The 25686-nt window shown below is 72.3% G+C and carries 22 protein-coding genes and 1 tRNA gene; 7 read left to right on the forward strand and 16 right to left on the reverse strand.

The window, feature by feature from the left end; all coding sequences use genetic code 11:
• Window positions 1–4 precede the first annotated feature (4 nt).
• Window positions 5–2608 carry a cation-translocating P-type ATPase gene (locus tag RH861_RS11135; protein ID WP_310521015.1) on the reverse strand — a complete coding sequence of 868 codons (2604 nt, stop codon included), beginning with the start codon at window positions 2606–2608 and terminating at the stop codon, window positions 5–7.
• Window positions 2609–2753: 145 nt separating this feature from the next.
• Between RH861_RS11135 and RH861_RS11140 the strand changes: the two genes are divergently transcribed.
• A complete protein-coding gene (locus RH861_RS11140; protein ID WP_310521016.1) occupies window positions 2754–3602 on the forward strand; it encodes a universal stress protein in 849 nt (282 codons plus the stop codon).
• A gap of 46 nt (window positions 3603–3648) precedes the next feature.
• On the opposite strand, the gene RH861_RS11145 is transcribed toward RH861_RS11140, so the two are convergent.
• Window positions 3649–3738: transfer RNA gene (locus RH861_RS11145), tRNA-Ser, on the reverse strand.
• A 71-nt stretch (window positions 3739–3809) separates the two neighbouring features.
• The gene (locus tag RH861_RS11150; protein WP_310521017.1) at window positions 3810–5018 is read right to left on the reverse strand and encodes an NAD(P)-binding domain-containing protein; all 1209 of its coding nucleotides are present in this window, start codon (window positions 5016–5018) and stop codon (window positions 3810–3812) included.
• A 97-nt stretch (window positions 5019–5115) separates the two neighbouring features.
• Between RH861_RS11150 and RH861_RS11155 the strand changes: the two genes are divergently transcribed.
• Both RH861_RS11155 and radA read left to right on the forward strand, forming a co-directional pair.
• The gene (locus tag RH861_RS11155) at window positions 5116–5946 is read left to right on the forward strand and encodes an SGNH/GDSL hydrolase family protein (protein WP_310521018.1); all 831 of its coding nucleotides are present in this window, start codon (window positions 5116–5118) and stop codon (window positions 5944–5946) included.
• 9 nt (window positions 5947–5955) lie between these two features.
• Complete coding sequence (radA, locus tag RH861_RS11160) at window positions 5956–7320, forward strand: DNA repair protein RadA (protein ID WP_310521019.1); 1365 nt, start codon at window positions 5956–5958, stop codon at window positions 7318–7320.
• A 54-nt stretch (window positions 7321–7374) separates the two neighbouring features.
• On the opposite strand, the gene RH861_RS11165 is transcribed toward radA, so the two are convergent.
• The 4 genes from RH861_RS11165 to RH861_RS11180 form a co-directional block, all read right to left on the reverse strand.
• A complete protein-coding gene (locus RH861_RS11165) occupies window positions 7375–7782 on the reverse strand; it encodes a dehydrogenase (RefSeq protein ID WP_067946571.1) in 408 nt (135 codons plus the stop codon).
• 272 nt (window positions 7783–8054) lie between these two features.
• The gene (locus tag RH861_RS11170) at window positions 8055–8714 is read right to left on the reverse strand and encodes a prolipoprotein diacylglyceryl transferase (RefSeq protein WP_310521020.1); all 660 of its coding nucleotides are present in this window, start codon (window positions 8712–8714) and stop codon (window positions 8055–8057) included.
• Window positions 8715–8788: 74 nt separating this feature from the next.
• Window positions 8789–9298, reverse strand: coding sequence for an amino-acid N-acetyltransferase (locus RH861_RS11175; RefSeq protein ID WP_310521021.1), 510 nt, complete (start codon window positions 9296–9298; stop codon window positions 8789–8791).
• Window positions 9299–9399: 101 nt separating this feature from the next.
• Window positions 9400–11922: an ATP-dependent Clp protease ATP-binding subunit gene (locus RH861_RS11180; RefSeq protein ID WP_067946611.1), complete on the reverse strand. Its 2523-nt coding sequence runs from the start codon at window positions 11920–11922 to the stop codon at window positions 9400–9402.
• A 185-nt stretch (window positions 11923–12107) separates the two neighbouring features.
• Between RH861_RS11180 and RH861_RS11185 the strand changes: the two genes are divergently transcribed.
• Genes RH861_RS11185 through RH861_RS11195 form a run of 3 tightly spaced genes read left to right on the forward strand, consistent with a single transcriptional unit; the run spans window position 12108 to window position 13557 of the window.
• Entirely contained in the window at window positions 12108–12725 is a 618-nt protein-coding gene (locus RH861_RS11185; protein WP_310521022.1) for a hypothetical protein, read from the forward strand.
• The gene (locus tag RH861_RS11190; protein WP_248598679.1) at window positions 12725–12997 is read left to right on the forward strand and encodes a helix-turn-helix domain-containing protein; all 273 of its coding nucleotides are present in this window, start codon (window positions 12725–12727) and stop codon (window positions 12995–12997) included. Before RH861_RS11185 ends, RH861_RS11190 begins: the two co-directional genes overlap by 1 nt.
• Window positions 12998–13038: 41 nt before the next feature.
• Window positions 13039–13557: a glycine cleavage system transcriptional repressor gene (locus tag RH861_RS11195; protein WP_310521023.1), complete on the forward strand. Its 519-nt coding sequence runs from the start codon at window positions 13039–13041 to the stop codon at window positions 13555–13557.
• Between the two features lie 28 nt (window positions 13558–13585).
• Here RH861_RS11195 and RH861_RS11200 read toward each other — a convergent pair whose 3' ends face one another.
• On the reverse strand, window positions 13586–14092 hold the full coding sequence (locus RH861_RS11200; RefSeq protein ID WP_310521024.1) for a hypothetical protein: 507 nt from the start codon (window positions 14090–14092) through the stop codon (window positions 13586–13588).
• A gap of 85 nt (window positions 14093–14177) precedes the next feature.
• On the opposite strand from RH861_RS11200, the gene RH861_RS11205 reads away from it, so the two are divergent.
• Entirely contained in the window at window positions 14178–15206 is a 1029-nt protein-coding gene (locus tag RH861_RS11205; RefSeq protein ID WP_310521025.1) for a pirin family protein, read from the forward strand.
• A gap of 55 nt (window positions 15207–15261) precedes the next feature.
• Here the strand turns inward: RH861_RS11205 and RH861_RS11210 are convergent, their stop codons facing one another.
• The 8 genes from RH861_RS11210 to lysS form a co-directional block, all read right to left on the reverse strand.
• Entirely contained in the window at window positions 15262–17316 is a 2055-nt protein-coding gene (locus RH861_RS11210) for a PTS fructose transporter subunit IIABC (protein WP_310521026.1), read from the reverse strand.
• Window positions 17317–17328: 12 nt separating this feature from the next.
• The gene (locus tag RH861_RS11215; protein ID WP_310521027.1) at window positions 17329–18300 is read right to left on the reverse strand and encodes a 1-phosphofructokinase family hexose kinase; all 972 of its coding nucleotides are present in this window, start codon (window positions 18298–18300) and stop codon (window positions 17329–17331) included.
• A complete protein-coding gene (locus RH861_RS11220) occupies window positions 18297–19085 on the reverse strand; it encodes a DeoR/GlpR family DNA-binding transcription regulator (RefSeq protein ID WP_310521028.1) in 789 nt (262 codons plus the stop codon). The genes RH861_RS11215 and RH861_RS11220 overlap by 4 nt, the downstream gene beginning before the upstream one ends.
• A gap of 185 nt (window positions 19086–19270) precedes the next feature.
• Complete coding sequence (locus tag RH861_RS11225) at window positions 19271–21868, reverse strand: M14 family zinc carboxypeptidase (RefSeq protein WP_310521029.1); 2598 nt, start codon at window positions 21866–21868, stop codon at window positions 19271–19273.
• 313 nt (window positions 21869–22181) lie between these two features.
• Entirely contained in the window at window positions 22182–23648 is a 1467-nt protein-coding gene (cls, locus tag RH861_RS11230) for a cardiolipin synthase (RefSeq protein WP_310521030.1), read from the reverse strand.
• Window positions 23649–23654: 6 nt separating this feature from the next.
• The gene (locus tag RH861_RS11235; RefSeq protein ID WP_197466956.1) at window positions 23655–23831 is read right to left on the reverse strand and encodes a hypothetical protein; all 177 of its coding nucleotides are present in this window, start codon (window positions 23829–23831) and stop codon (window positions 23655–23657) included.
• Between the two features lie 85 nt (window positions 23832–23916).
• Entirely contained in the window at window positions 23917–24066 is a 150-nt protein-coding gene (locus RH861_RS11240) for a hypothetical protein (RefSeq protein WP_310521031.1), read from the reverse strand.
• Between the two features lie 27 nt (window positions 24067–24093).
• Window positions 24094–25602: a lysine--tRNA ligase gene (gene lysS / locus RH861_RS11245; RefSeq protein ID WP_310521032.1), complete on the reverse strand. Its 1509-nt coding sequence runs from the start codon at window positions 25600–25602 to the stop codon at window positions 24094–24096.
• Between the last annotated feature and the right edge of the window lie 84 nt (window positions 25603–25686).

Genomic DNA, 25686 nt, shown 5'->3' on the forward strand with positions numbered 1-25686 from the left:
CGGCTCACGCCTCGCGCCGTCGACGGATCCACTTGTCGACCTCGGCCACGACGAGCACCGTCGCACCCACGAGGAAGGCCGTCAGCCAGTCCAGGAGCGACAGCGGCACGAAGCCGAGGATCTGCTGGCCGGGCACCGTCCAGACGGCGAGCGCCTGCAGCACGACGGCGAGCACGGCGGCGCCGAGCAGCAGCGGGTTCGCCCACGGGCGCAGGGCGAACACCGATCGCCGCTCGGAGCGCGCGGTGCCGGCCTGGAAGAAGTTGAGGAACGCGAAGACCGTCATCGCGAGCGTGCGCGCGTGCTCGATCTCGTAGCCGGCGTCGAGCGCGACGTGGAAGGTCACGAGCACGCACATGCCCATCCACACCCCCGTGACGACGATCCGCGTCCACACGTCGCGCGAGAGCAGCCCCGCGTCGCGGCGGCGGGGCGCCGCGTCGAGTTCGCCGCCCTCGCCCGGCTCGAACGCGATCGCGACGTCCTGGAGTCCGTTCAGCACGAGGTTGAACCACAGCACCTGCACGGGGAGGAACAGCAGCGGGGTGTCGGTGAACAGGTTGAGTGCGACGGCGAGGGGCGCCGCGACGGCGTTCGCCAGCAGGAAGAACGCGACCTTGCGGATCGCGCCGAAGGTCACGCGGCCCTGCTCGACGGCGTCGACGATGGTGACGAAGTCGTCGTCGGTGAGGACCATGTCCGCCGATTCGCGCGCGACGTCCGTGCCGGATCGGCCCATCGCGACGCCCAGCGAGGCGAGCCGCAGCGCGGGCGCGTCGTTGACGCCGTCGCCGGTCACGGCGACGATCTCGCCGTGCTGCTGCAGTGCCGACACGATGCGGAGCTTGTCCTGCGGGGTGACGCGGGCGACGATCGAGGTCTCCTGGAGCCGTGCGACGAGCTCGTGATCGCTGATCTCCGCCATCTCCGCGCCGGTGATGGGCGGACCGGACGACTCGATCCCGACCCGTTCCCCGATCGATGCGGCGGTCTTCGGGTGGTCGCCGGTGAGCATCTTCACCGCGATGCCCGCCGACCGGCACCGGCGGATCGCGTCGGCGACGCCGGGTCGCGGCGGGTCCACCATGCCGACGAGGCCGAGGAAGGTGAGGCCGGCCGGCACGCCGAGATCGGCGGGCAGGGACTCGTCGGGGGCGAGTTCGCGCGCGGCGCACGCGATGACGCGCAGGCCGGCCTCGGCGAGCGCGTGCTCGGCCGCCTCGACGGCACGGGGGTCGACGGATGCCGCTCCCCCGCCATCCGCGGCCGCCATCGCCGTCGACCAGTCCAGGATGGTGCGAGGTGCGCCCTTCACGTAGAGCACCCGGGTCCCGTCGGGGCGCACGCGGACGGACTGCGAGCTGCGCAGCTCGGGCTCGTACGGCAGGTGCGCGGCGGGTGGCGCGGCGAACTCGGCCGCCGCGACCGCGCCGGCGTCGATCGCCGCGCGGGCGATGGCCACGTCGACCGCGTCGCCCGTGAGGGTCCCGTCGCCCGGGTCGAGGTGGGCCTCGTTGGTCAGCGCACCCGCGCGGAGCACGTCGAGGGCGTCCGGCGGCAGGTTCGGCGCCGCGGCCCCGACCGACCGGATGCCGACCGGGCTCCACACCTGCTCGACGGTCAGCCGGTTCTCGGTGATCGTGCCGGTCTTGTCGGAGGCGATCACCGTCGTGGAGCCGAGCGTCTCGACCGCGGGCAGCGACCGGACGACGGCGTGCTTGCGCGCCATCCGGGTCACGCCGATGCTCATCGCGACCGTGAGCGCGACTGGCAGGCCCTCGGGGATCGTCGCGACGGCGAGCGCGATCGAGGTGAGGAGCGCGTCGCCCGGCGTGAGGCCGACGACGAGTCCGGCGACGAGCACGAACAGGCCGACGAACCCGACGACCCAGCCGATGCGCTTCTCGAGCCGGTCGATGATGAGCTGCAGGGGCGTCTGGGTGCGCACGCTCCGCACCAGCCGGTCGATCTCGCCGAGCTGCGTGGCGGCCCCGGTCGCGATGACGAACCCGCGGGCACGTCCCGTCGCCACGAGCGTGCCGCCGAAGGCGAGCTCGCGGTCGCCGGCCTCCGCGCCCGCCGCCTTCGACACCGCGACGGACTCGCCGGTCAGCATCGACTCGTCGACGCGCAGCCCCGTGGACTGCACGAGGCGCAGGTCGGCGGGCACCTTGTCGCCGCTCTCGAGCAGCACGACGTCGCCGGGCACCAGCGCCGAGGCATCCACCATCGACGTCACGCCCGCCCGGACCACCCGGGCGCGCGGCGCGGTGAGCGACTGCAGCGCCGCGACCTCGCGTTCGGCCTTGCTCTCCTGCCAGTACCCGATGGCGGCGTTGCCGATGAGCACCAGCAGGATCGAGACGGTGTCAATCCAGCGCTGCAGCAGCGCCGTCGCCGTCGCCGAAACGAGCAGCAGGAAGATCAGCGGGCTGAGGAACTGCCGCAGCAGGATCCGCCACGGGTTCGCGGCCCGGTGCACGCCCAGCACGTTGGGGCCGTACTGCGCCAGGCGGCGCGCCGCCTCGTCGGGCTGGAGCCCCACGCCGGGATCGGGCAGGTCGTGGAGGACGTCGGGTCCGGGTCGGCGTGTCGGGGCGTCGGCCATGCCCTCAGCCGACCACATCGCCGGGACCGGCGCGAGTGGCGAAGGTCCCCTCGCCGGGTCGGTCCGGATGCCGCGGGACGTTCGCCTCGACGCCCCGCGCGGCCATGCGAGAGGGTGGAGGCACGAGGGTCGACCGGAGGATGAGATGCACGAGACGACAGTGGTGGGTTGGGACGCGAGCGAGACCGCCGAGCGAGCGCTGGAGTGGGCGATCGCGCGGGCCGAGATGCAGGCGGAGGGCCGACGACGGCTGCGCCTGGTCCGGGCCGTGGACGACACCGGGCTCGCGGGCGACGACGACGAGACGCGCGCCGAGTTGCAGCGGGCCGAGGTCGACGTGGCCGAACGCGCCGAACGGATCCGGGCCGAGCATCCCGGCCTCGAGGTGGAGGCGGCCGCCGTCCGCGGGGAGCCCGGCGACGTGCTCGCCGACCGCACGGGCGACGACTCCCTCGTCGTGGTCGGCGCGGAGAACGGGCGCACCGACGAGTACTGGCACAGCTCGCGCCTCGGACCGCGCCTGGCCGGAGCCGCCGACGGCCCGGTCGCGGTGATCCCGGTCGGCGACGTGCTCGAGCGCTCGGGCGTCATGGTCGCCGTCGACCACGGCGCCGCGGCCGAGCGGCTCTGCCGGCTCGCGGCCGACTACGCCGCCAAGCGCGGCGAGACGCTGCACGCCGTCCACGTCGGCGCCCGCACGCACGACGTCGCCCAGGACACCGAGGTCGTCGACCACGCGCTCGCGCCGGCACTCGCCGACCACCCGGATCTCGCGGTCGAGCGCCACGTCGACTCGGGCCCGACGGCGCCCGCGCTGCTCCGTCGCGCCCGCGAGCACGCGACGGTGTTCGTCGGATCCCGGCAGCTCGGCACGGTCCGGCGGATGTTCCTCGGCTCGGTGAGCCACGCCCTCGTGACCAACGCGCGCTGCGCGACCATCGTCGTGCCGCCCGTGAGCGGCCTGCACTCCGAGGACGACGCGACCCGCGCCTGACCCCGAGACGACGGAAGCCCCTCCGCGAGGAGGGGCTTCGGTCATGTGGCGGTACCGGTGGGATTTGAACCCACGGTGGGCTTTCACCCACACAACTTTTCGAGAGTTGCACCTTAGGCCGCTCGGACACGGTACCGGGATCGATGATAGCCGGATCGTCCGCGCGGTCCAAAACGAGCCGGCGGGCGACGGGGCGAGCGGATGCCGCTACGCCGCGAGTTGCGCGGCGACCACCGCCGCGTCCTCGCCGACGCCGAGCAGCAGCGGCGACTTGCGGGTCCGCATCCACGGCACGCCGGCGAAGTACAGTCCGGGCGCGACGGTGCTCGCACCGTCGTGCTGGATCGGCAGGCCGAGCTCGTCGACGACGCCCGGGATGCCGATCCAGCGGTAGTCGGGCCGGAACCCGCAGGCGACGACGACGACGGCCGAGAACTCCGCGAGGCGCGGAGCCGGTGACGCCAGCACGCTGCCCGGCGGCATCCGGGGAAGGTCGGGCACGGGCACCGACATCCGCTCGGCCGTCTGCGCGATCAGGCCGCAGATCACCGCCCAGCCCTCGTCGCCGGCACGGACCGACTCGGCGAGGTCGTCGGCGACGACGAGGCGGCCGTCGTCGACGCCGACGATGTGTCCGAGCAGCTCGGCCCCCGCGGCGGCGAGCGTGCGGAGGTTGAGGTCGTGGCCGCCGGCGCGACCGGTGACGAGCGGGTTCGGCGAGAGCCGGGCGGCCGAGGTCGGCAGCCGGGCGGCGGTCTGCTCGAAGAAGCCGGCGTCGATCAGCCAGTCGATGCCGTCGCGGTCGCCGACGCGCCGCGGCATCGCCGGTGCACGCCCGGCCGACAGCACGACCTCGCGGCCGGCGAGGAGGAGCTCCTCGGTGAGCTGCCCCGCGGTCTGCCCGCCGCCGATCACGAGCACGCGCCCGTCGGGTAGCGACGCGGGCGAGCGGTACGACGTCGAGCCGATCACCGGCACGTGGCGCGCGAGGTCGTCGACCACCGCGGGGCGGCGCTCCCGGTGGTAGGCGCCCGTGCACGCGACCACGCGTCGGGCGCGCACGGGCCCGCCCTCGGTCTCGGCGACGAAGCCGCGATCGGTGGCCCGGAGCTCTTCGACGCCGGCGTGCTCGATGACGGGGGCGCCGAACGAGCCCCGGTACCGGCGCAGGTGGGCGATGATGCCCTCCCGGGTCAGGTAGCCGCCGGGATCGTCGCCGTCGTAGCCGCCGCCGGGCAGTCGGATCGTGTGGTTGGGCGTGACGAGCGTGAAGCTGTCCCACCGCAGGTACCACGCCGCGCCGGCGCGCTCGCGGTCGACGACGACGTGATCGACGCCCGCCGCCATCAGCTGATGGCTCACCGCCAGGCCCGCCTGCCCGGCGCCGACGACGAGGACGTCCGTGTCCGCCAGCATGGCGCCAGCGTAGGCCGGGCGCCGCGGCGCCGGTAGCCCCTCGAAGCGTCCAGCCGGCGCTCAGCGGTCGTTCAGCCCGCGGCAATAGCGTCGCCGCGTGCCACAGCAACCCGATCGTCCGCCCGGCGCCGCCGCGGCATCCGCCGTCGTCACCGTCGCCGTGCTCGGCGGTGCCGTGCTCGCCGCCCGCGCCGCGTGGCGGCGGTTCCGTGCGAGCATCACGCGCAACAGCCTGATCCTCAACGAGACGCTGCCCGTCCACTCGAAGTGGTGGCGCGACCACGCCAAGGTCCGCGGCGAGATCCTCTACGTCGCGATGGGCGACAGCGCGGCGCAGGGCATCGGGGCGAGCCGGCCGGACCACAGCTACGTCGGCGTGCTCGCTCGGCTCATCCGCGACACCACCGGGCGGACGGTGCGCGTGGTGAACCTCAGCGTCTCGGGCGCGACGACGGCGCTCGCCGTGCAGGACCAGCTGCCGAAGCTCGCCAAGTACCGCCCCGACGTGATGACGGTGTCGATCGGCGCCAACGACATCGCGAAGTGGGACGCCGAGGCGTTCGAGGCGAACCTGCGGGCGATCCTCGATGCGGTGCCCCCGCACGCGCTCGTCGCCGACCTGCCGTTCTTCTACTTCCCGCACAACGAGCGCAAGGTCGCCGTGGCGAACGAGATCCTGCGCCGGCTCGTCGACGAGCGCAACCTCGCGCTCGTGCGCCTCCACCGTGAGACGCGCCTGCGCGGCTTCCGCCGCATCTTCACCCACTTCGCGAACGACTGGTTCCACCCCAACGACCACGGGTACCGGGTGTGGGCCGACGCGTTCCGGCCGGCCGTGCTCGCCACCTTGGCCGAGCGGTTCCCCGCGGGCGACGACGAGACGGATGCCGCGGCCGGGGTCCCCGCGGATGTCGGGGGCCGCGCCTAGGCTTCGAGCATGCCGAAGCCCACAACCGCGTTCCGTTGCACCGAGTGCGGCTGGAGCACCGTCAAGTGGGTCGGCCGATGCGCCGAGTGCCAGCAGTGGGGCACCGTCGTCGAGTCGGGCACCGAGACCGGCATCACCCGCAGCCTGCAGCCGGTCGCGCCGTCCTCCGCGAGGGCCGCACGGCCGATCGGGCAGATCGAGGCGGAGCACAGCGCCCACCGCCCGAGCGGCATCGGCGAGTTCGACCGGGTCCTCGGCGGCGGCATCGTCGCCGGTGCCGCGATCCTCCTCTCGGGCGAACCCGGCGTCGGCAAGTCGACGCTCCTGCTCGAGGTGGCCGCGCGGGTCGCGGCGACCGGGCGCCGCGTGCTCTACGTGAGCGCCGAGGAGTCGACGGCGCAGGTGCGCCTGCGGGCCGGCCGCACCGGCGCGTTGCACGACGAGCTCTACCTGGCCGCCGAGACCGATCTGGCGAGCATCCTCGGCCAGGTCGACGAGGTGCAGCCCGACCTGCTCATCGTCGACTCCGTGCAGACGGTGTCGAGCTCGCTCTCCGACGGCCTGCCGGGCCAGCCGAGCCAGGTCCGCGAGGTCGCGTCGACCCTCATCCGCGTCGCCAAGGAACGGCAGCTGCCCGTGCTCCTCGTCGGCCACGTCACGAAGGACGGCACGATCGCGGGCCCGCGGCTGCTCGAGCACCTCGTCGATGTGGTCTGCCAGTTCGAGGGCGACCGCCAGACCGCGCTGCGCTTCGTCCGGGCGCTCAAGAACCGCTTCGGCCCGACCGACGAGGTCGGCTGCTTCGAGATGACCGGCGACGGCATCGCCGAGGTGCCCGACCCGTCGGCGCTGTTCCTCAGCCGATCCCGCACCGCCGTGAGCGGCACCTGCGTGACCGTCGCCCTCGAGGGGCGACGGGCGCTCCCCGTCGAGGTGCAGGCGCTCGTGGTCGCCACGAAGGCGCCGCAGCCCCGCCGGGTGGTGAACGGCGTCGACCCGTCGCGGGTCGCCATGATCATCGCGGTGCTCGAACGCCGCGCGGGCCTCCGCCAGCTCGGCGAGCACGACGTGTACGTCTCCACGGTCGGCGGCGTGCGGCTCGTCGAACCCGCGGCCGACCTCGCCATCGCCATCGCCATCGCGAGCGCCATGCGCGACCGGGCGGTGCCGCACGACCTGGCCGCCGTCGGCGAGATCAGCCTCGCGGGCGAGGTGCGACCCGTCACGTCCGCGAAGCAGCGTGGCTCCGAGGCGCGTCGCCTCGGCTACCGCGACCTGCTCGACGACGACCTGGGCAGCGTCCGGGCGGCGGTCGAGCGGGCCATGATGGTCGCGACCGGCGCCCGCGAACGCGAGCTCGACGCCGCGTTCTGATCGGAGCGCGCCGACGCGGTTCCCGTCTCCGCGCGAAGCCGGCGCCCCGCGAACCTACGCCTCGAGCGCCTTCAGCAGCTCGGCGGGCGAAGCCTGCATCGGGTGCGGGCCGGCGATGTCGAGGAACACCGTGGTGATCGTCGACTCGTACCGCTTGAGGAACGTGCGGAGCCACGCCGGGCTCTGCAGGCCCACCGCGGGCGGCAGGTTCGCCGGCTTGTTCGCCGCGTCGCTGAACAGCAGCAGCGCCACCTCGCCCGTCCGCGGATCGCGGTAGGTCCACACCTCGCCGCCGTCGAGCGGCTTGTCGCGCGGACCCGGCTTCATCAGCGGCACCACGGTGTTGCCGTGCCGCAGCGCGAGCGCCACCGCCGCCATGTCCTGCCGCTCGAGCGCCTCCGCGAGCGCCTGGGAACGGAACTCCACGGGCTCGCCGCCCTTCGCACGCTTTCCACCGGCCATCCGACGAGCCTAACCGGCCGCGGCGCGCGAGGCGCAGAGGGAGCGCACCGCCTCCCGTCACCCGAAGACGGGAGACGGTGCACTGATGGTGTCTTCCTGCTCGCAAGGGCGATGCGAGCCGGCGCCCCCACCCGGAAACGGAACCGGGCCGTTCCCGGAGCCGCGCGTGCGCGACCCACGTAGAATCTATCGAAGGCCCCGCCCCCGGTCCTGTCGGCACTTCAGGGGACACCGCGCACCGCGCGAGCCGCCGCCTCCGCGGCGATCGCGGATCAGTACAGCAGGAACTGCTTGGTCGTCTCGGACGCGAACCCGTCCACCGTGACGCCGAGGTGGTACGACGCTCCCCCGCCCGGGGCGGCGGCGCGCTCGGCGTCGCACGTGTCGGGGCTCGAGCGCGTCCGGTCCCACACGAGCGGCGTGCTCGACGACACGGGCGTGCCCGGCTCGAGCGACACGACCGCGTCGACCGGCTCGACCTGGCAGTCGGTCGACGACCAGTACACCTCGTCGCCGCTCTGCACGGTGAACGCCTGCGCCTTGGTGCCGACGTTCATCACGCAGACGTTCGGCCCCGTGTTCGTGATCGTCACCGACAGCTGTGGCTGCTCGCCGGTGGCGTACACCGCGGCATCCGTCACCGCCTCGACGGTGATCTGCGCGTCGGTGCAGGGCGCGCCGTCGACGGGCTCGACGGCCGGCTCGGGCGTGGCGGCGGGGTCGTCGGACGGCGGTGCCGTGGCGACCGGGGCGGATGGCTCTGGGGACGCGGGCGTCGTCTGCGCGACCTCGTCGCCCTGGCTCGCGCCCGGGCGCACGATGACGAGCACGATCGCGATGATCACCGCGACGAGACCGAGGAGCACCATCGCCCGGCGGCGACGGTAGACGCTCGCGGGCAGGCGCCCCTGCGTGGTGCGATTCTCGGACATGGCCACAGGCTACGGCCGCCCGCCGGCCTCGGACCGACGGTCGCCCGGCGCGCCGGACGGGCGATGAGGAACGCTCAGAGGACTTTCAGCATCCGGGTGTTGCCGAGGGTGTTCTGCTTCACGCGTGCGAGATCGAGGAACTCGGCGACGCCCTCGTCGTGGGAGCGGACGAGCTCCGCGTACAGGGCCGGATCGACCGACTCGCCGTCCATGTCCTCGAAGCCGTGGCGGCCGAAGAACGCGACCTCGAACGTGAGGCAGAACAGGCGGGTGAGGCCGAGCTCTCGCGCGTCGCCCTCGAGCGCGTCCAGCAGCGCGTGCCCGACGCCTCGCCCGAGCCAGTCGTCGCGCACCGCGAGCGTGCGCACCTCGCCGAGGTCCTCCCACATCACGTGGAGCGCCCCGCACCCGACCACCGACCCGTCGGCGGCCTCGGCGACGCGGAACTCCTGCACGTCGCCGTACAGGTCGACGCGCTCCTTGCCGAGCAGGATGCGGCGCGCCACGAGCGGCTCCACGAGCTCGACGATCGTGGGGATGTCGCGCGTGCGCGCCTTGCGCACGGTGAAGGGCGGCTGCGTCATCCGCTCATCGTATTGCGCAGCGCCCGACGTCTCGCATTCGGCGCCCGCGGGGACGGCGAAGGGGCGGATGCCGCGGCATCCGCCCCTTCGAAACCGGGTGGCTACTGGCCGGCCGCCAGGTCGGGCGTGGCCGGGCCGGTGCCGATCGCCGCGCCGGTGTTCACCCCGACGCCGACGGGCAGGGCCCGCTGCGTGGTCGTGAACACGAACTCGCCGTCGCGGAAGTCGACGTGCACGTGGTCGCCCGAGTTGAGCTCGCCGTGCAGGATCTTCTCGGACAGGCGGTCCTCGACCTCGTGCTGCACCGCGCGACGCAGCGGGCGGGCGCCGAGGGCCGGGTCGAACCCGACCTCGATGAGCCGCTCCTTGGCCGCGGTGGTGAGCTCGACCGTCATGTCGCGGTCGAGCATGCGCTCGCCCAGTCGCTTGATGAACAGGTCGACGATCTGGAGGAGCTCCTCCTTCGACAGCTGCGGGAAGACGATGATCTCGTCGACGCGGTTCAGGAACTCGGGCTTGAAGTGCTTCTTCAGCTCCTCGTTCACCTTCGCGCGCATGAGGTCGTAGCCCGTGCGGGTGTCACCCTCGACCTGGAAGCCGACGGGGCCGCCCGAGATGTCCTTCGTGCCGAGGTTCGTCGTCATGATGATGACGGTGTTCTTGAAGTCCACGACGCGACCCTGGCCGTCGGTGAGGCGGCCCTCCTCCAGGATCTGGAGGAGCGAGTTGAAGATGTCGGGGTGCGCCTTCTCGATCTCGTCGAAGAGCACGACGCTGAACGGCTTGCGGCGGACCTTCTCGGTGAGCTGGCCGCCCTCCTCGAAGCCGACGAACCCGGGAGGGGCGCCGAACAGTCGCGAGACGGTGTGCTTCTCGCCGTACTCCGACATGTCGAGCGAGATCATGGCCGCCTCGTCGTCGAAGAGGAACTCGGCGAGCGCCTTGGCCAGCTCGGTCTTGCCGACGCCCGTGGGGCCGGCGAAGATGAACGACCCCGAGGGACGCTTCGGGTCCTTGAGCCCCGCACGCGTGCGGCGGATCGTCTTCGACAGGGCGGAGATCGCCTCCTCCTGGCCGATGACGCGCTCGTGCAGCGCCTTCTCCATGAAGACCAGTCGCGAGCTCTCCTCCTCGGTGAGCTTGAACACCGGGATGCCGGTGGCCTGGGCGAGCACCTCGGCGATCAGGCCCTCGTCGACCACGGCGGTGGTCTTGACGTCGCCCGACTTCCACTGCTTCTCGAGGCGGAGCCGCTCGCCGAGCAGGTTCTTCTCCTCGTCGCGCAGCGACGCGGCCTTCTCGAAGTCCTGCTCCTCGATCGCGGTCTCCTTCGCGGCGCGGACCACGGCGATCTTCTCGTCGAACTCGCGCAGCTCCGGCGGCGACGACAGGATCGACAGGCGCAGGCGGGCGCCGGCCTCGTCGATCAGGTCGATGGCCTTGTCGGGAAGGAACCGGTCGCTGATGTAGCGGTCGGCGAGGTTCGCCGCGGCGACGATCGCGCCGTCGGTGATCGACACCTTGTGGTGCGCCTCGTAGCGGTCGCGCAGCCCCTTCAGGATGTTGATCGCGTGGGGCAGGCTCGGCTCGGCGACCTGGATCGGCTGGAAGCGGCGCTCGAGCGCGGCATCCTTCTCGAAGTGCTTGCGGTACTCGTCGAGCGTGGTCGCACCGACGGTCTGCAGCTCGCCGCGGGCGAGCAGCGGCTTGAGGATCGACGCGGCGTCGATCGCGCCCTCGGCGGCACCCGCACCCACGAGGGTGTGGATCTCGTCGATGAAGACGATGATGTCGCCGCGCGTGCGGATCTCCTTGGTGACCTTCTTCAGGCGCTCCTCGAAGTCGCCGCGGTAGCGGGAGCCGGCGATGAGCGAGCCGAGGTCGAGCGAGTAGAGCTGCTTGTCCTTCAGCGTCTCGGGGACCTCGCCCTTGACGATCGCCTGCGCGAGGCCCTCGACGACGGCGGTCTTGCCGACGCCGGGCTCGCCGATGAGGACGGGGTTGTTCTTGGAGCGGCGCGAGAGGATCTGCATGACCCGCTCGATCTCCTTCTCGCGGCCGATCACCGGGTCGAGCTTCGACTCGCGTGCGGCCTGCGTGAGGTTGCGACCGAACTGGTCGAGGATCTGCGAGCCGCCCTGCGGCGCCTGCTGCTCGTTGGCTCCGACCTGGACCTGCTCCTTGCCCTGGTAGCCGGAGAGCAGCTGGATGACCTGCTGGCGCACCCGGTTGAGGTCGGCGCCGAGCTTCACGAGCACCTGGGCGGCGACGCCCTCGCCCTCGCGGATGAGGCCGAGGAGGATGTGCTCGGTGCCGATGTAGTTGTGGCCGAGCTGCAGCGCCTCGCGCAGCGACAGCTCGAGCACCTTCTTCGCGCGCGGCGTGAACGGGATGTGCCCGGTCGGCTGCTGCTGGCCCTGGCCGATGATGTCCTGGACCTGCTCGCGGACGGCATCGAGCGAGATGCCCAGGGACTCGAGCGCCTTCGCGGCCACGCCCTCACCCTCGTGGATGAGGCCGAGCAGGATGTGCTCGGTGCCGATGTAGTTGTGGTTGAGCATCTTGGCCTCTTCTTGGGCCAGGACGACGACACGACGGGCTCGGTCCGTGAATCTCTCGAACATCATCATCTCCTCGTCGACGCGGTCGGGGCGTCGATACATCAACGGTAACCACCGGGACTCGGCCACGGGCCCGTGTTCGCCGTGGGCGCACCGTGGCTTGACCGGGGTGGGCGCCATCCGTAACATATCGAGCTTCGATAACAACGAATATCGATAAGCACCACTCGACCCGACCCGGAGGAACCATGACCGCCCCCGACGCCACGACCCGCCTCGACCGCAGCGACACGATCGGCATGTACGCGACCGTCGGCATCGCCCTCGTCGCCGTCATCGCCACGATCTGGCGGGTGGCGATCCGGCTCGCGGAGGTCCTGCCGCTCCGAGACGTCCCCGTGCTCGTGCCGTTCTTCGACGAGCGTGCCGAACTCCCGATCGGCCCCGACGGCGCGCCCGTCGCGGTGGGCGTCGACCAGGCCGTCGTCACCGTACCCGAACCGGCCGCGGCGACCGGCTTCGCGTTGGTGGCCGAGCCGCTCGTCCACGGCGCGACCGTCGTCGCGGGCATCGCCCTCTTCGCGCTCTTCTGCTGGAACCTGGCGCGCGGCCGGGCGTTCTCGCGCGGCAACGTCCGGATCGTGCTCTGGGGCGCCGGCGTGCTCGCCGCGGGGTGGCTGCTCGGCAGCATCCTCACGAACATGACCGTCAACGGCGCGCTCTCGGCGGTCAGCGACTACACCTACGAGGGCATCACCTTCAGCACCGACTGGGCCGTCCCCTTCGCCATCCTCGCGCTCGGCGCCGTCGGCGCCGCGTTCCAGGTCGGCGCACGCCTCCAGCGCGACACCGAGGGGCTCGTCTGATGGCGCCCGCCGAGGTCGACGAGGTCCACGACGTCCACTGCCGGCTCGACGAGCTCCTCGCCGAACGCGGCCTGACCCTGACCCGGCTCGCCGAACTGGTCGGCGTGAGCGTCGTGAACCTCAGCGTGCTGAAGAACGACCGCGCCCGCGCCATCCGCTTCTCGACGCTGCAGGCGATCTGCCGGGCGCTCGACTGCGAGATCGGCGACCTGCTCGTACTGCGCCGAGCGGATGCCGCGGGGCCGGCGGTCGACGCGGTGCGCGCCGGCTGACCGGCTCGACGCACCCCGAGCCCGCGTGGTTGGATGCACGCATGCCCAGACTCGTGCTCACCGTCATCGGAGACGACCGCGCCGGCCTCGTCGAGGCACTCGCCGAGACGATCGGCGCCCACGGCGGCAACTGGGAGCGGAGCCAGATGGCCGAGCTCGCGGGCCAGTTCGCGGGCATCGTCGTCGTGTCGGTGCCCGACGGCCGCGAGGAGGCGCTCCGCTCGGCGCTCGCGGGACTGGACGGGCTCCTCGACGTCACGGCGCACCCGGGCGTCGAGGAGGCCGGCGAGTCCGCGCCCGACGGATGGGCTGAGCTCCGCATCGACCTCGTGGGGAGCGACCAGCCCGGGATCGTGCGCGACGTGTCGTCGGCGCTCGCCCGGCACGGCGTGAGCATCGAGACGATGCGCACCGAGCGGCGCGATGCGCCCATGGCCGGCGGCCGGCTGTTCGAGGCGCACATCGTCGCGCGCGTGCCGACGGGCACCGAGCCCGTCGCCGTGCGCGACGAGCTCGAGCAGCTCGCCGCGCGCCTGCTCGTCGACCTCACGATCGACTGATCCCGCGGCCGCGCGGGCCGGCCCGCGTCTACTTGATGGGCACGATGACCACGGCGTCGCCGATCGTCACCTCGAGCGGCTCGGTGGTCGTCACGTCCATGGGCGTGGAGAACACGGTCGTGTGGGGCACGAAGTCCATGGTGCACGGCCGGTTCGGCTGCTCGGGCAGCACGGCCTCGACGGCGTTGCCCTCCCCCGCCTCGGCGGTCACGAGGAGCTCCGTCGGCACCACGGGGCACGTGGACGAGCCCCAGATCGTGATCGCCAGGCGACCGCCGTCGCGCAGCCAGATGACGTAGGGCTCGTCCCCGGGCGGCTCGGCGACCTCCTCCTCGGGCTCCTCCTCGCCCTCGGCGCCGGATTCGTCCTCCGACTCGACGTCGGCGCCCTCGTCCGTCTCCTCCTCGATGACGGGCAGGCCCGGGTAGTCCTCGATGGGCCCCGACCCGGGCGCGCACCCGGCAAGGAGGAGCACCGACGCCATCGCGGCGACGGCGAGCGGAAGACGGCGGACGGCGAGCTGCGGGGCGGCCATGCGCACATGCTAGCCCCGCGGCATCCGTCGTCGGCAGTGCCGCACGCCGGGAATCGCCTCGGAACCCGAGCGTAGGATTCGCAGCATGAGCAACCTCGAGCGTGATCCCGTCGAACTGCTCTGCCCGCCCGAGGCGCCCGAGGGGCCGGCGGTGCAGGTGCTCGAGTACCGCGAGGTGCCGCTCGGCGGCCCGCGCGCGATGCCCGTGCGGCGCACGCTCCCGCAGCGCGGCCGCACCACGATCGGCGCGTGGTGCTTCGCCGACCACTACGGCCCCGACGACGTCGCCGAGACCGGCGGCATGGTGGTGCCGCCGCATCCGCACACCGGGCTGCAGACCGTCAGCTGGCTGTTCGAGGGCGAGATCGAGCACCGCGACTCGACGGGCAGCCACGAGCTGGTGCGTCCCGGCGGGGTCAACCTCATGACGGCAGGGCGCGGCATCTCGCACTCCGAGGTGTCGACGCCGGGCACGACGCGGCTGCACGGCGTGCAGCTCTGGACGGTGCTGCCCGAGGACTCGCGCCACGTGGCGCCGTTCTTCGAGCACGCCGACACCTCGCCGTTCCAGGTGGGGGATGCGACCGTCCGGGTGTTCACGGGCGAGCTCGCGAACGGCCGGCCCGAGGCCGCCGACGCGACGGATGCCGCGGCCTCGCCGGTCACGGTGTTCAGCCCGCTGCTCGGCGCGCAGGTCGACCTGCCGGCGGGCGGCGTCGTCGACCTGCCGCTCGATCCGACGTTCGAGCACGGCGTGCTCGTCGACGCCGGGCCGGTCTCGATCGGGCTCCCGGGCGCGGATGCCGCCACCGAGGTCCCCTGGGCGCAGCTGGCCTACCTCGAGCCCGGCCACGACCGGGTCCGCCTGCGGGCCGACGCCGACCCGGTGCGCGTGGTGCTGCTCGGCGGCGTGCCGTTCGGCGAGGAGATCGTCATGTGGTGGAACTTCATCGGCCGCTCGCACGAGGAGGTCGTGGAGTTCCGGCGACGCTGGGAGTCGGACGTGATCGACCGGAACGACCCGGACGGCCCGTTCGGCACCGTTCCCAAATACGACGGAGCCCCGCTGCCCGCGCCCGAACTCCCGACGGTGCGCCTGCGACCGCGGCGCTGACGCGCCGACGGCCGGTACCGCGCGGGGCGGTACCGGCCGTCGACTCGAGCAGCCCTCAGGCCACGGCGACCTGCGGGGCCGCGACCGTCTGCTCGACCTCGACCGGGCGGCGGCGCACCCACCGCTTGAGGGCGATGACCGTGAGGGCGGCCACCACCATGCCGGCGAGGATCGCGACGACGAACATGAGCAGGTTGCCGATCGCGAAGAACACGAAGATGCCGCCGTGCGGGGCCTGCGAGGTCACGCCCGCGCCCATGCAGATCGCGCCGGCGACCGCGCCGCCGAGGATCGAGGCCGGGATGACGCGGAACAGGTCGGCCGCGGCGAACGGGATGGCGCCCTCGGAGATGAACGCGGCACCGAGCAGCCACGCTGCCTTGCCGTTCTCGCGCTCGACCGGCGTGAACAGGCGGCGGTCGAGCACGGTGGCGAGGGCCATCGCGAGCGGCGGCACCATGCCGGCCGCCATGACCGCGGCCATGATGGTCCACGGCACCTGGTTGTCGATCGAGCCCGCGCCGAGACCGGCGACCGCGAACGAGTAGGCGACCTTGTTGACGGGACCGCCGAGGTCGAAGCCCATCATCGCGCCGAGGATCAGTCCGAGCACGATCGCGCCGGCGCCGGTGAGGCCCGACAGCCAGTCGTTCAGCGCGGTCGACAGGCTCGCGATGGGGCCGCCGAGCACGACGATCATGAGGCCGGATGCGGCGATCGAGGCGATGAGCGGGATGATCACGACGGGCATGAGGCCCGCGAGCCAGCGCGGCACGTTCAGGCGGGCGAACCAGAGCGCCACGACACCCGCGAGGATGCCGCCGACGAGGCCGCCGATGAAGCCGGCGCCCATGAGGCCCGCGACGGCGCCCGCGACGAAGCCGGGCGCGATGCCGGGCCGGTCGGCGATCGCGTAGGCGATGTAGCCGGCGAGCGCCGGCACCAGGAAGCCCATCGAGATGGCGCCGATGGTGAAGAACACTGCGCCGAGGTACTCGAGGAACCCGCCGTCGGGCAGGTTGAACAGCGAGTTGCCGAGCACGACCTCCTGCGCGTTGTCGGTGATGTCGTACCCGCCGAACAGGAAGCCGAGGGCGATGAGCAGGCCGCCGCCGGCGACGAACGGGATCATGTAGCTGACGCCCGTGAGCAGCACGCGCTTGATCTTCTGCCCGAGGTGCTCGTTGGCCTGGGACTCGGCGGCGCTCGCGGCGCCGGGCTCGGCGGCCACGCGGCGCGCGTTCGGGTCGGAGGACGCGGCGACGGCCTCGCGGATCATGCCCGCCGGGTCGTCGATGCCGCGCTTGACGGGCCCCTGCACGACCGGCTTGCCGGCGAAGCGGGAGCGGTCGCGGACGTCGACGTCGACCGCGAACACCACGGCGTCGGCACGCTCGATCACGTCGCGCGCGAGCGGCGTCGCGCCCGACGAGCCCTGCGTCTCGACGTGCAGCTCGATGCCCTCGCGGTCGGCCGCGGCGCGCAGCGCGTCGGCGGCCATGTAGGTGTGCGCGATGCCGGTGGGGCAGGCGGTCACGGCGACGAGCACCGGGCGTCCGCCGTGAGCGGATGCCGCGGCATCCGTCGACCCGGCCGGCGCGGCGCCGGCGGCACCCGCGGCGGCCGCGGCGGGCACGGGGGCGGGCGTCGCCTCGGGCTCGGGCGCCAGCGCCTCGTCGACGAGCCGGACGAACGTCGCGGTGTCGGGCGCGGAGCGCAGCGACGCGACGAAGTCCTCGCGGATGAGCGAGCGGGCGAGCGTCGAGAGCACCGCGAGGTGGTCCTGCGTCGACGCCGACGGCACCGCGATGAGGAACACCAGGTCGGCCGGCCCGTCGAAGGAGCCGAAGTCGACGCCCTCGGGCAGGCGCGCCGCGGCGAGCGTCGGCACGGTCACGGCGTCGGACTTCGCGTGCGGGATGGCGATGCCGCCGGGCACGCCGGTCGAGTCCTTCTCCTCCCGGGCCCAGGCGTCGGCGAAGAGCGCGTCGGTGTCGGTGGCGCGGCCGGCGGCCACGACCGCGCCGGCGAGGGCGCGGATGACGGCGGCCTTGTCGGCGCCGAGCGGCTCGTCGAGGCTGACGAGCCGCGGTTCGATGACGTCGGACATCGTGGGTTCCTCCTAGGAGACGACCGGGGCGACGGCGCCCCGGATTCGAGTGACGGTGATGGCGGAGGCGTCGGCGAGGTCCCGTGGGGGCACCGCCGAGCCGGGGAGCGACGCGGCGGCCGCGCCGTGGGCGACCGCCTGGGCGAGCGCCCGGTCGGGCCCCTCCCCCTCGGTCAGTGCGAGCAGGAAGCCCGCGAGCGAGCTGTCGCCGGCGCCGACCGTGCTGCGCGGCACGATCCGGGGCGCGGGGGCGAACCACGCGTGCTCGCCCTGCACGTGGACGGCGCCGACGGCGCCGAGCGTGACGAGCGACGAACGGATGCCGCGGGGCGCGAGCCGTGCGGCGACCTCGGCGACCCGGGCGGGGTCGGCCTCGAGGGCGTCGGGGTCGGGCTCGCCCGCGAGCTCGGCGAGTTCCTCGCCGTTCGGCTTGATGAGGTCGATCGGCTCGCCGGAGTCGAGCAGCGCCGCGAGCGGTGCCCCCGAGGTGTCGACGGCGACGCGAGCGGCGACGCCGGCGGCGCGGGCCTCGCGCACCAGGCGGACGTAGAAGTCGGGGGCGAGCGAGGGCGGCAGCGAGCCGGCGAGCACCAGCCACGCGGCATCCGTCGACTGCTCGATCACCGCGGCGACGAGGTCGGACTGCTCGGCCGCGGTGAGCTCGGGCCCGGCCTCGTTGAGCTTGGTGGTGACGCCCCCGGGCTCGGTGATCGTGATGTTCGAGCGGAGCCGGGCGGCGATGGGCACGGTCGACACGGGCACGCCCGCCGCGCGGATGGCGGCCACGAGCGGGTCGTCCGCACGCCCGGGCAGCACGGCGACGGAGTCGACGCCGGACGCCGTGAGGGCACGGGTCACGTTGACGCCCTTGCCGCCGGGCTCCTCCACGTCGCGCACGACCCGCTGCACCTCGCCTCGGCGGAGCTCGTGGTCGAGCTCGACGGTGCGGTCGAGCGACGGGTTGACGGTGAGCGTCACGATCATGCGACCCGCACCTCCACTTCGGCGTCGGCGAGCGCGGCGGCGAGCCGGCCGCCGGGCGGGGCATCGGTGATGAGCACGTCGACCTCGTCGAGGGCGGCGAAGCGCTGGAGCGCCTCGTCGTCGTGCTTCGACGCATCGGCGAGCACGACGGCCAGCCGGGCGCGGTCGACCATGACGCGCTTGATCTGGGCCTCGAGCTCGTCGGGCGTCGAGAGCCCGAAGTCGGCGCTCACGCCGTTGGCGCCGAGGAACGCGATGTCGGGACGGATCTCGGCGAGCTGGGCCACGGCCGCGGGGCCGACGGCGGCGCTCGTGATGCCGCGCACCGTGCCGCCGATGATGCGCACGACGAGGTTCGCGTTGCCGTGCAGCGCGGCGGCGATGGGGATGGAGTTCGTGTAGACGGTGAGCGGCGGCACGCCCGGGTCGGGCCGCCAGGCCGCGAGGGCGTCGGCGAGCGCGCCGGTCGTCGTGCCCGCGTCGATGAGGATCGAGCCGGTGAAGGTGGGCGGCACCAGGGCGAGCGCCTCGCGGGCGATCGCGCGCTTCGCGTCGGTGGCCCGGCTCGAGCGCTCGAGCACGGTCGTCTCGGCGATGCTGGCGCGGGAGGCGCTGACCGCTCCGCCGTGCACGCGGCGCACGTGGCCGGCGTGCTCGAGGGCGTCGAGGTCGCGGCGGATGGTCTCGGGCGTGACGCGCAGTTCGTCGGCGAGGTCGGCGACGGAGACCCGGCCGGTGCGGCCGAGGGCGGCGAGGATGTGCTCGTGTCGCTCCATCGCGTACATGGCGTGGCCTCCTTGCCTGTGATCCTGCCTGCTTCTCTGCGGTTGTGTGAGTTTAGCTCGCCATTCTCGTGGAATGCAAGCATTTCGCAGAAATTCCCACACAAACAGACATTTGCGACTGCGGACACACGACGACGCCGGCCGGAACTCGCGTTCCGACCGGCGCCGTGACCTCGTTCAGTTCGCTAGGGAGCCGGCACCTCCGTGCCCTCGCTGCCCGCCCAGAACAGGCCGCGCGCGATCTGGCTGTAGAGCCCGACCGGGTGCGTGCGGAAGTTCATCGACGAGCCGAACATGAGCACCCGGCTGCCCGACGCGGTCTCGGCCGAGACCGCGGACGCCTGGCCGGCGGCGTTCGCCTGCGAGCGACCGCTCGAGTCGCGCCAGTGGCCCGCCACGAACGGATCGGCCGCGTCGTAGCGCTGCTCGACGACCGCGTTGGCCCCGAGGTTGGTGAACCAGACGGCCGGGTACCCGAACGACGTCTCCATCGGGTAGGTGCCGAGCAGGCCGCCCTCGACCGGGTCGACGTCGAGGATGCCGTTCGAGCCGCTCGTGCCCGAGACCGCCGTGGACGTGACCAGGCCGAAGGTGTTCGCGAACGCGGCGATCGCCGTGCCCTCGCCCACCACGCCGCCGCCGGCGTCGAGGTACGCCTGGACCTTGGCCCGGCCGGCGGCCTGGGCGCCGCTGAAGCTCAGCGTGCCGCCGATCCAGAGCACGTCGACGCCGTCGAGCGAGACCGCGCCGCTCTGCAGCCCGGCCGCCGTGACGTTCAGGACGTCGTGGAAGCCGAGGCGCCGGAGCGTCACGACCTCCTCGGCGCCGCCGGTGTACGCGACGCGGAGCTGGTCGAGGCCCGTGCTCTCCTCGGTGGTGAGACGCGACCCGTCCGACGCGGCGAAGGCCACGCCGTACTGCGTCGCCACCTCGGCGGCGGCGGCGCGACCCGCGGCATCCGCTCGCAGGATCACCGAGCCGTCCTCGAAGGCCGACACCGCGACGCCCGAGGCGAGCAGCGCGTTGATCGCCTGGTACTCGGCTACGCCGCTCGTGGCGAGCTCGAGGTATGCGCCCGTCGCGGGCACGGAGCCCGTCGGGGCCGCCTTCGAGACCTGCTCGAGCTTCACCCGCAGTGCCGGGTCGGTGGTGTCGCCGATCGCGTCGACGTCGGCACCCCACAGGAGCGCGAGGCTCCACGCGGAGATGTCGTACATGTCGGGCACCCGCGTCGAGATGTCGCTGCCGTCGGCGAGGAGCACGTTGGCCATGCCGCGCAGCGGCTGGTGCATGTCGACCACGTACGACCCGGCCGGGTAGTCCGTGCCGCCGGCCGAGAACGCCGCCTTGGCCCGGTGCACCTTGACGCCGTTCGCGATGAGCTGGTCGACCAGCCTCGCGGCATCCGTCGTCGAGCGCTGCATGTCACCCACGGGGATCGCGTACGCGCGCGGCACCTCGGTCGGGTAGACGTCGGTCTCATCCCAGATCTCGGCCCACTCGTTCGGCGCCGGCACCGAGGCCGGGTCGATGTCGGCCGGGATCGGCTCGATCGGCTCGCCCGCCACGCCGCGCCGGAAGATCTCGATCTGGTTCGACAGCAGCGCGTCGCGGTTGTCGACCACGTAGTCGACCGACGTCTCGACGACGACGTTCGACACCTGGATGTTCACCGCGGCGCGAGCGCTGTTCGCAGCGGCGTTCGCCGGGTTGGACACCTGCTCGACGCGGCCGAGCGGGAGCTCGACGGTGTTCGTGATCGCACCCTGGTACGCGATGTACTGCGGGGTGAAGATCGGGGGCCAGTCGTCCCAACCCGAACGGATGTCGCGGTAGGGGATCTTGATCTTGCCGGTGTTCGTGGTCGTCGCGCTGCCGTTCGGGGCGAGGTACGTGTTGCCCGGGATGTTCGCGTCGACGACGGCCCGCTCGATGGCGAGCGCGGCGGAGTACGCGTGCGGCAGGAACAGGTCGTACTCGTAGTTCTCACCGTGCGGCGGGCCGCAGGGCTCGACCTGGAGGACGCTCGTGTACCCGTGCAGGTCGACGTAGAACGTCGGCTGGATGACGCCCGTGAGGTCGCGGATGATGCGGGCCTCCGCGGTCGCGCCCGTGATCATGTCGCGGTTGGCGTCGAATCCGTCGGCCGTGGCCCGCTGGCCGAGCGCGCGGCCGTCGGGGTTGTTGGTCACCGTGAAGTAGAGCCGGTAGCCCTGGAGCAGCTCCTTGACCTCGCTGTACGGCGCGGTCGCGAGGTGCTCGATGTACTGCAGGACGGAGTCGGTGCCCTCCCACTCGTTGCCGTGGATGTTCGCGTTGAACCAGATCGGCACCTTGTACTGGCTGAGCAGCGCGGCGTTCTTGGCGGCGGCGGCCGGGTTCTCCTTGACCATCTCGCGGAACTGCGCCTGCTTGGTCGTCTGGCCGCGGTTCTCCTTCTCGGTGATCGTCACGAGATGGATGTCGCGGCCCTGCGCCGACTTGCCGACCACCTGGACCGAGATGCGGTCGCTGGCGGCCATGAGCGAGTTCAGCTTCGGGGCGATCTCGTCGTAGGGGATGACGCCGCGGTTGATCGAGACGTCGTTGGGATTGTCGGCGACCGTCTCGAGCACCGGCTGGTACGGGTAGCTCGTCGGCGGCGCGACGAGCGGGGAGACCGGCGTGACGATCGGGGCGGCGGGCGCGCCCTCGAGCGCGACCGCCGGGACGGAACCGGCGACGAGCGTCGCGGCCAGGACGGCCGTGATGCTCGCGCCCGCGATGGTGCGGTGGAACGACATACTGCTCCGTTTCTGCGGGACCTCGGTGACCCGCGGGCCCCAGGAGGATCGCCGGGGGCACGCGAGCCGCGCACGACCGGGTGGTGAGATCGTGCGCGGGAAAGCGGTGCCACTCACCTTGTCATGCGGCGGCGGCGTCCTCCAGACCGGAACGTTGCGTTCTGATCAAGATTCTTGCGCGATCGTGGCGCGGAGGCGCGAAGCGGGCACGCTGAGGATCGCCGGGGCGGCGCGCATTTGCAGCGAGCCTATGCGGTGGCATGTTTCCGGCGCATGTCCCCCGTCTCGGACGCGGGCGCACGCGCACCGCGCGCTACTGCAGCGCCGACGTGAGCCGGGCGAGGTTGTCGAGGATGGTCGACCGCAGCGGCTGCTGCATCCACTCGTCGAGGGTGAGGTCGCGGCTGTCTCGTCGGTAGCCGTCCTCGACCGCCCGCATCTCGCGCACGAAGGACGCCCCGCGCACCAGCAGCGACACCTCCATGTTGAGCTCGAACGACCGGATGTCCATGTTGCTCGAACCGATCACCGCGACGTCGTCGTCGATCGTGAAGTGCTTGGCGTGCAGGATGAACGGCGCCTTGTACATGTAGATGCGCACCCCCGCCCGCAGCAGCGCCTCGTAGTACGACCGCTGCGCGTGGTACACGAGGGCCTGATCGCCGATCTCGGAGACGAACAGCTCGACGTGCACGCCGCGTTGCGTCGCGCCGCTGATCGCCCGGAGCATCGCCTCGTCGGGCACGAAGTACGGGCTCGTGATGATGATGCGCTCCCTGGCCGCGTACAGCAGCGCGAGGAACAGCTTGAGGTTGTTCTCGTTCTGGTAGCCGGGCCCGCTCGGCACGACCTGGCAGTCGAGGTTCTGCAGCTCCGACTCCTGCTCGAACGGGATCAGCTCGTCACGCGACGGCGCCTCGCCCGTCTCGAGGTACCAGTCGGTGGCGAAGATCGCGTCGAGGCCCGACACGATGGGACCCTCGACCTCGGCGACGAGCTCCTGCCACTTGAGTCCGCGCCGGAGGTTGCTGCGCTTGTGGTAGCTCCGGTCGATGACGTTCTGCGAGCCCATGTAGGCGATCTCGCCGTCGACGACGAGGATCTTCCGGTGGTTGCGCAGGTCGGGTCGCTGGTACCGGCCCTTGAGCGGCTGCACGGGCAGCATGAGCTGCCACTCGATGCCGAAGTCGGTGAGGCGGCGCAGCGTGCGCTTGTAGCCCTTCACGCGCCGGGACGCGATGTGGTCGAGCAGCACGCGGACCTCGACGCCGCGCGCGGCCGCGCTGCCGAGCGCGTCGATGAAGCGGGCCGTGGTCGAGTCGTACGCGAAGATGTAGAACTCCGCGTGCACGTACCGGGTGGCCCGGTCGACCGCGTCGGCCATCGCATCGAGCGACGCCTCGTAATCGCCGATGAGCCTCGCGCCGTTCTGCCCGATGAGCGGCATCGCGCCGAGGTTGCGGTTCAGGCGCACGATGCCCTCGAACCAGTCCGGCCAGGCCGAGCTGTCGCTCACGCGCTCGACGCCGTGCGTGCTCTCGCGGATGAACCGGTCCACCTGCTCCTGCTTGTCGCGCCGCGCCTTCGGCAGCTTCGGGTTGCCGATGAGCAGGAAGAACAGGATGCCGATGTAGGGGATGAAGAAGATGGCGAGCAACCAGGCCATGCCCGCCGTGGGGCGCCGGTTGCGCGGCACGACGATGATCGCGATGATCCGGACGACGAGGTCGATGAGCAGCAGGATGCCGCCGATGAGGGCCGTCGTCTGCGCCGGCGTCATCCCCGGTTACGCGGCCCGGTGCTCGCCGGTGCGCTTCGCGCGCTCCTCGGCCTCGATCCGGGCGTAGGCGTCGCGCTCGTGGCGGTCGGCGCGCACGACCGCGCGCATCACGAACCAGAACATGAGTCCGATGAGCACGGTCGGAGCCACCGACCAGATGGCGTTCGCCCAGAATTCGTCCATAGCCGTTCCAGAATACGGGGGTTTCCTCGGGTTCGCTGGGTGCGGGCCGCCCCAGCTCGGGGTACGGCGAGCGGATGCCGCGGCGTCAGCCTCCGGTGACGATGCCCCAGATCCCCGAGCCGAGCAGGTACAGGCCGATCGCGCCGACGATGACCCAGATCGCGATGCGCGCGAAGGAGGGCTGCCGCGGGTCGCGCTCGGGCTCGAGCTCCTTCTTGGGGAGGTAGTCGTTCATCGCGTCATCCGTTCGATTCGGGGCCGGTCACTTCACGAGGGGGAACAGGATCGTCTCCCGGATGCCGAGCCCGGTGATGGCCATGAGGAGGCGGTCGATGCCCATGCCCATGCCGCCCGTCGGCGGCATCCCGAACTCGAGCGCACGCAGGAACTCCTCGTCGAGGCGCATCGCCTCGGGGTCGCCGCCCGCGGCGAGGCGCGCCTGCTCGACGAACCGCTCGCGCTGCACCACCGGGTCGACGAGCTCCGAGTAGCCGGTCGCGAGCTCGAAGCCGCGGACGTAGAGGTCCCACTTCTCGACGACGCCGGGGATGCTGCGGTGCTGGCGCACGAGCGGCGACGTGTCGAGCGGGAAGTCCATCACGAACGTCGGGCGCTCGAGGCCCGGCTTCACGTGGTGCTCCCAGAGCTCCTCGACGTACTTGCCCGGCAGCGGGTGGTCGATCTCGATGTCGACCGCTGCGGCGAGCTCCTGCAGGCGGGACATCGGCGTCTCGGGCGTGATCCGCTCGCCGACCGCATCGGACAGCGAGTCGTACATCGACAGCCGCTCCCAGTCGCCGCCGAGGTCGTACTCGGTGCCGTCGGACCACGTCACCACGTGGGAACCCGACACGGCGTGCGCGGCGTCCTGGATGAGCCGCTGGGTGAGGTCGGCGATCGAGTGGTAGTCGCCGTACGCCTCGTAGGCCTCGAGCATCGCGAACTCGGGGCTGTGCGTCGAGTCGGCCCCCTCGTTGCGGAAGTTGCGGTTGATCTCGAACACGCGCTCGATGCCGCCGACGACCGCGCGCTTCAGGTACAGCTCGGGCGCGATGCGCAGGTACAGCTCGGTGTCGAACGCGTTCGAGTGCGTGACGAACGGCCGCGCCGACGCGCCGCCGTGCATGACCTGCAGCATCGGCGTCTCGACCTCGACGAAGCCGAGCTCGGTGAACGTGCGGCGCAGGCTCGCGTTGACGGCGGCCCGGTCGAGCACGTTGCGGCGCGCCTGATCGCGCGCGATCAGGTCGAGGTAGCGGCTTCGGACCCGCGTCTCCTCCGAGAGCTCGTGGTGCAGGTTCGGCAGCGGGTTGATGGCCTTCGCCGCCATCCGCCACTCGCTCACCATGATCGACAGTTCGCCCCGGCGGCTCGTGATCACCTCGCCCGCGACGAACACGTGGTCGCCGAGGTCGACGAGCTCCTTCCACGCCGCGAGCGACTCCTCGCCCACCTCGCCGAGCGAGACCATCGCCTGGATGCGGCTGCCGTCGCCCGACTGCAGCGCGGCGAAGCACAGCTTGCCGGTGTTGCGCAGGTGCACCACGCGCCCCGCGACGCCAACGGTCTCGCCGCTGCGCTCGTCGACGCCGAGACCCACGAACCGGTCGCGCACCTCGGGGATCGACGACGTGATCGGCAGGCTCACCGGGTAGGCGCCCGCGCCGAGGTCGTCGGATGCCGCGTTGAGCCGCTCGCGCTTGGCCAGACGCACGGCCTTCTGCTCCGAGATCTCCTCGGCGGTCGGCTCGTGCGTGGTCTCGTCGGCCATGTGGACTCCGGAATCGGTCGGCGGGGGCGTGGGAGGCGGCATCCGTTCGCGGACGCCAGAGAACAGCGTAGCCCGCCGCCCCCG

It is taken from the genome of Agromyces indicus (assembly GCF_031432295.1).
Lineage (GTDB): Bacteria > Actinomycetota > Actinomycetes > Actinomycetales > Microbacteriaceae > Agromyces > Agromyces indicus.

Excerpts from the sequence above, each read along its gene's own strand:
- RH861_RS11150 (WP_310521017.1), bottom strand. The coding sequence starts at position 5,018 with ATGCTGGCGGACACGGACGTCCTCGTCGTCGGCGCCGGGCAGGCGGGC.
- RH861_RS11205 (WP_310521025.1), top strand. The coding sequence starts at position 14,178 with ATGAGCAACCTCGAGCGTGATCCCGTCGAACTGCTCTGCCCGCCCGAG.
- RH861_RS11165 (WP_067946571.1), bottom strand. The coding sequence starts at position 7,782 with ATGGCCGGTGGAAAGCGTGCGAAGGGCGGCGAGCCCGTGGAGTTCCGT.
- cls (WP_310521030.1), bottom strand. The coding sequence starts at position 23,648 with ATGACGCCGGCGCAGACGACGGCCCTCATCGGCGGCATCCTGCTGCTC.
- lysS (WP_310521032.1), bottom strand. The coding sequence starts at position 25,602 with ATGGCCGACGAGACCACGCACGAGCCGACCGCCGAGGAGATCTCGGAG.
- RH861_RS11225 (WP_310521029.1), bottom strand. The coding sequence starts at position 21,868 with ATGTCGTTCCACCGCACCATCGCGGGCGCGAGCATCACGGCCGTCCTG.
- RH861_RS11195 (WP_310521023.1), top strand. The coding sequence starts at position 13,039 with ATGCCCAGACTCGTGCTCACCGTCATCGGAGACGACCGCGCCGGCCTC.
- RH861_RS11180 (WP_067946611.1), bottom strand. The coding sequence starts at position 11,922 with ATGTTCGAGAGATTCACGGACCGAGCCCGTCGTGTCGTCGTCCTGGCC.
- RH861_RS11175 (WP_310521021.1), bottom strand. The coding sequence starts at position 9,298 with ATGACGCAGCCGCCCTTCACCGTGCGCAAGGCGCGCACGCGCGACATC.
- RH861_RS11235 (WP_197466956.1), bottom strand. The coding sequence starts at position 23,831 with ATGGACGAATTCTGGGCGAACGCCATCTGGTCGGTGGCTCCGACCGTG.
- RH861_RS11215 (WP_310521027.1), bottom strand. The coding sequence starts at position 18,300 with ATGATCGTGACGCTCACCGTCAACCCGTCGCTCGACCGCACCGTCGAG.
- RH861_RS11200 (WP_310521024.1), bottom strand. The coding sequence starts at position 14,092 with ATGGCCGCCCCGCAGCTCGCCGTCCGCCGTCTTCCGCTCGCCGTCGCC.
- RH861_RS11185 (WP_310521022.1), top strand. The coding sequence starts at position 12,108 with ATGACCGCCCCCGACGCCACGACCCGCCTCGACCGCAGCGACACGATC.
- RH861_RS11140 (WP_310521016.1), top strand. The coding sequence starts at position 2,754 with ATGCACGAGACGACAGTGGTGGGTTGGGACGCGAGCGAGACCGCCGAG.
- radA (WP_310521019.1), top strand. The coding sequence starts at position 5,956 with ATGCCGAAGCCCACAACCGCGTTCCGTTGCACCGAGTGCGGCTGGAGC.
- RH861_RS11240 (WP_310521031.1), bottom strand. The coding sequence starts at position 24,066 with ATGAACGACTACCTCCCCAAGAAGGAGCTCGAGCCCGAGCGCGACCCG.
- RH861_RS11190 (WP_248598679.1), top strand. The coding sequence starts at position 12,725 with ATGGCGCCCGCCGAGGTCGACGAGGTCCACGACGTCCACTGCCGGCTC.
- RH861_RS11220 (WP_310521028.1), bottom strand. The coding sequence starts at position 19,085 with ATGTACGCGATGGAGCGACACGAGCACATCCTCGCCGCCCTCGGCCGC.
- RH861_RS11170 (WP_310521020.1), bottom strand. The coding sequence starts at position 8,714 with ATGTCCGAGAATCGCACCACGCAGGGGCGCCTGCCCGCGAGCGTCTAC.
- RH861_RS11135 (WP_310521015.1), bottom strand. The coding sequence starts at position 2,608 with ATGGCCGACGCCCCGACACGCCGACCCGGACCCGACGTCCTCCACGAC.
- RH861_RS11210 (WP_310521026.1), bottom strand. The coding sequence starts at position 17,316 with ATGTCCGACGTCATCGAACCGCGGCTCGTCAGCCTCGACGAGCCGCTC.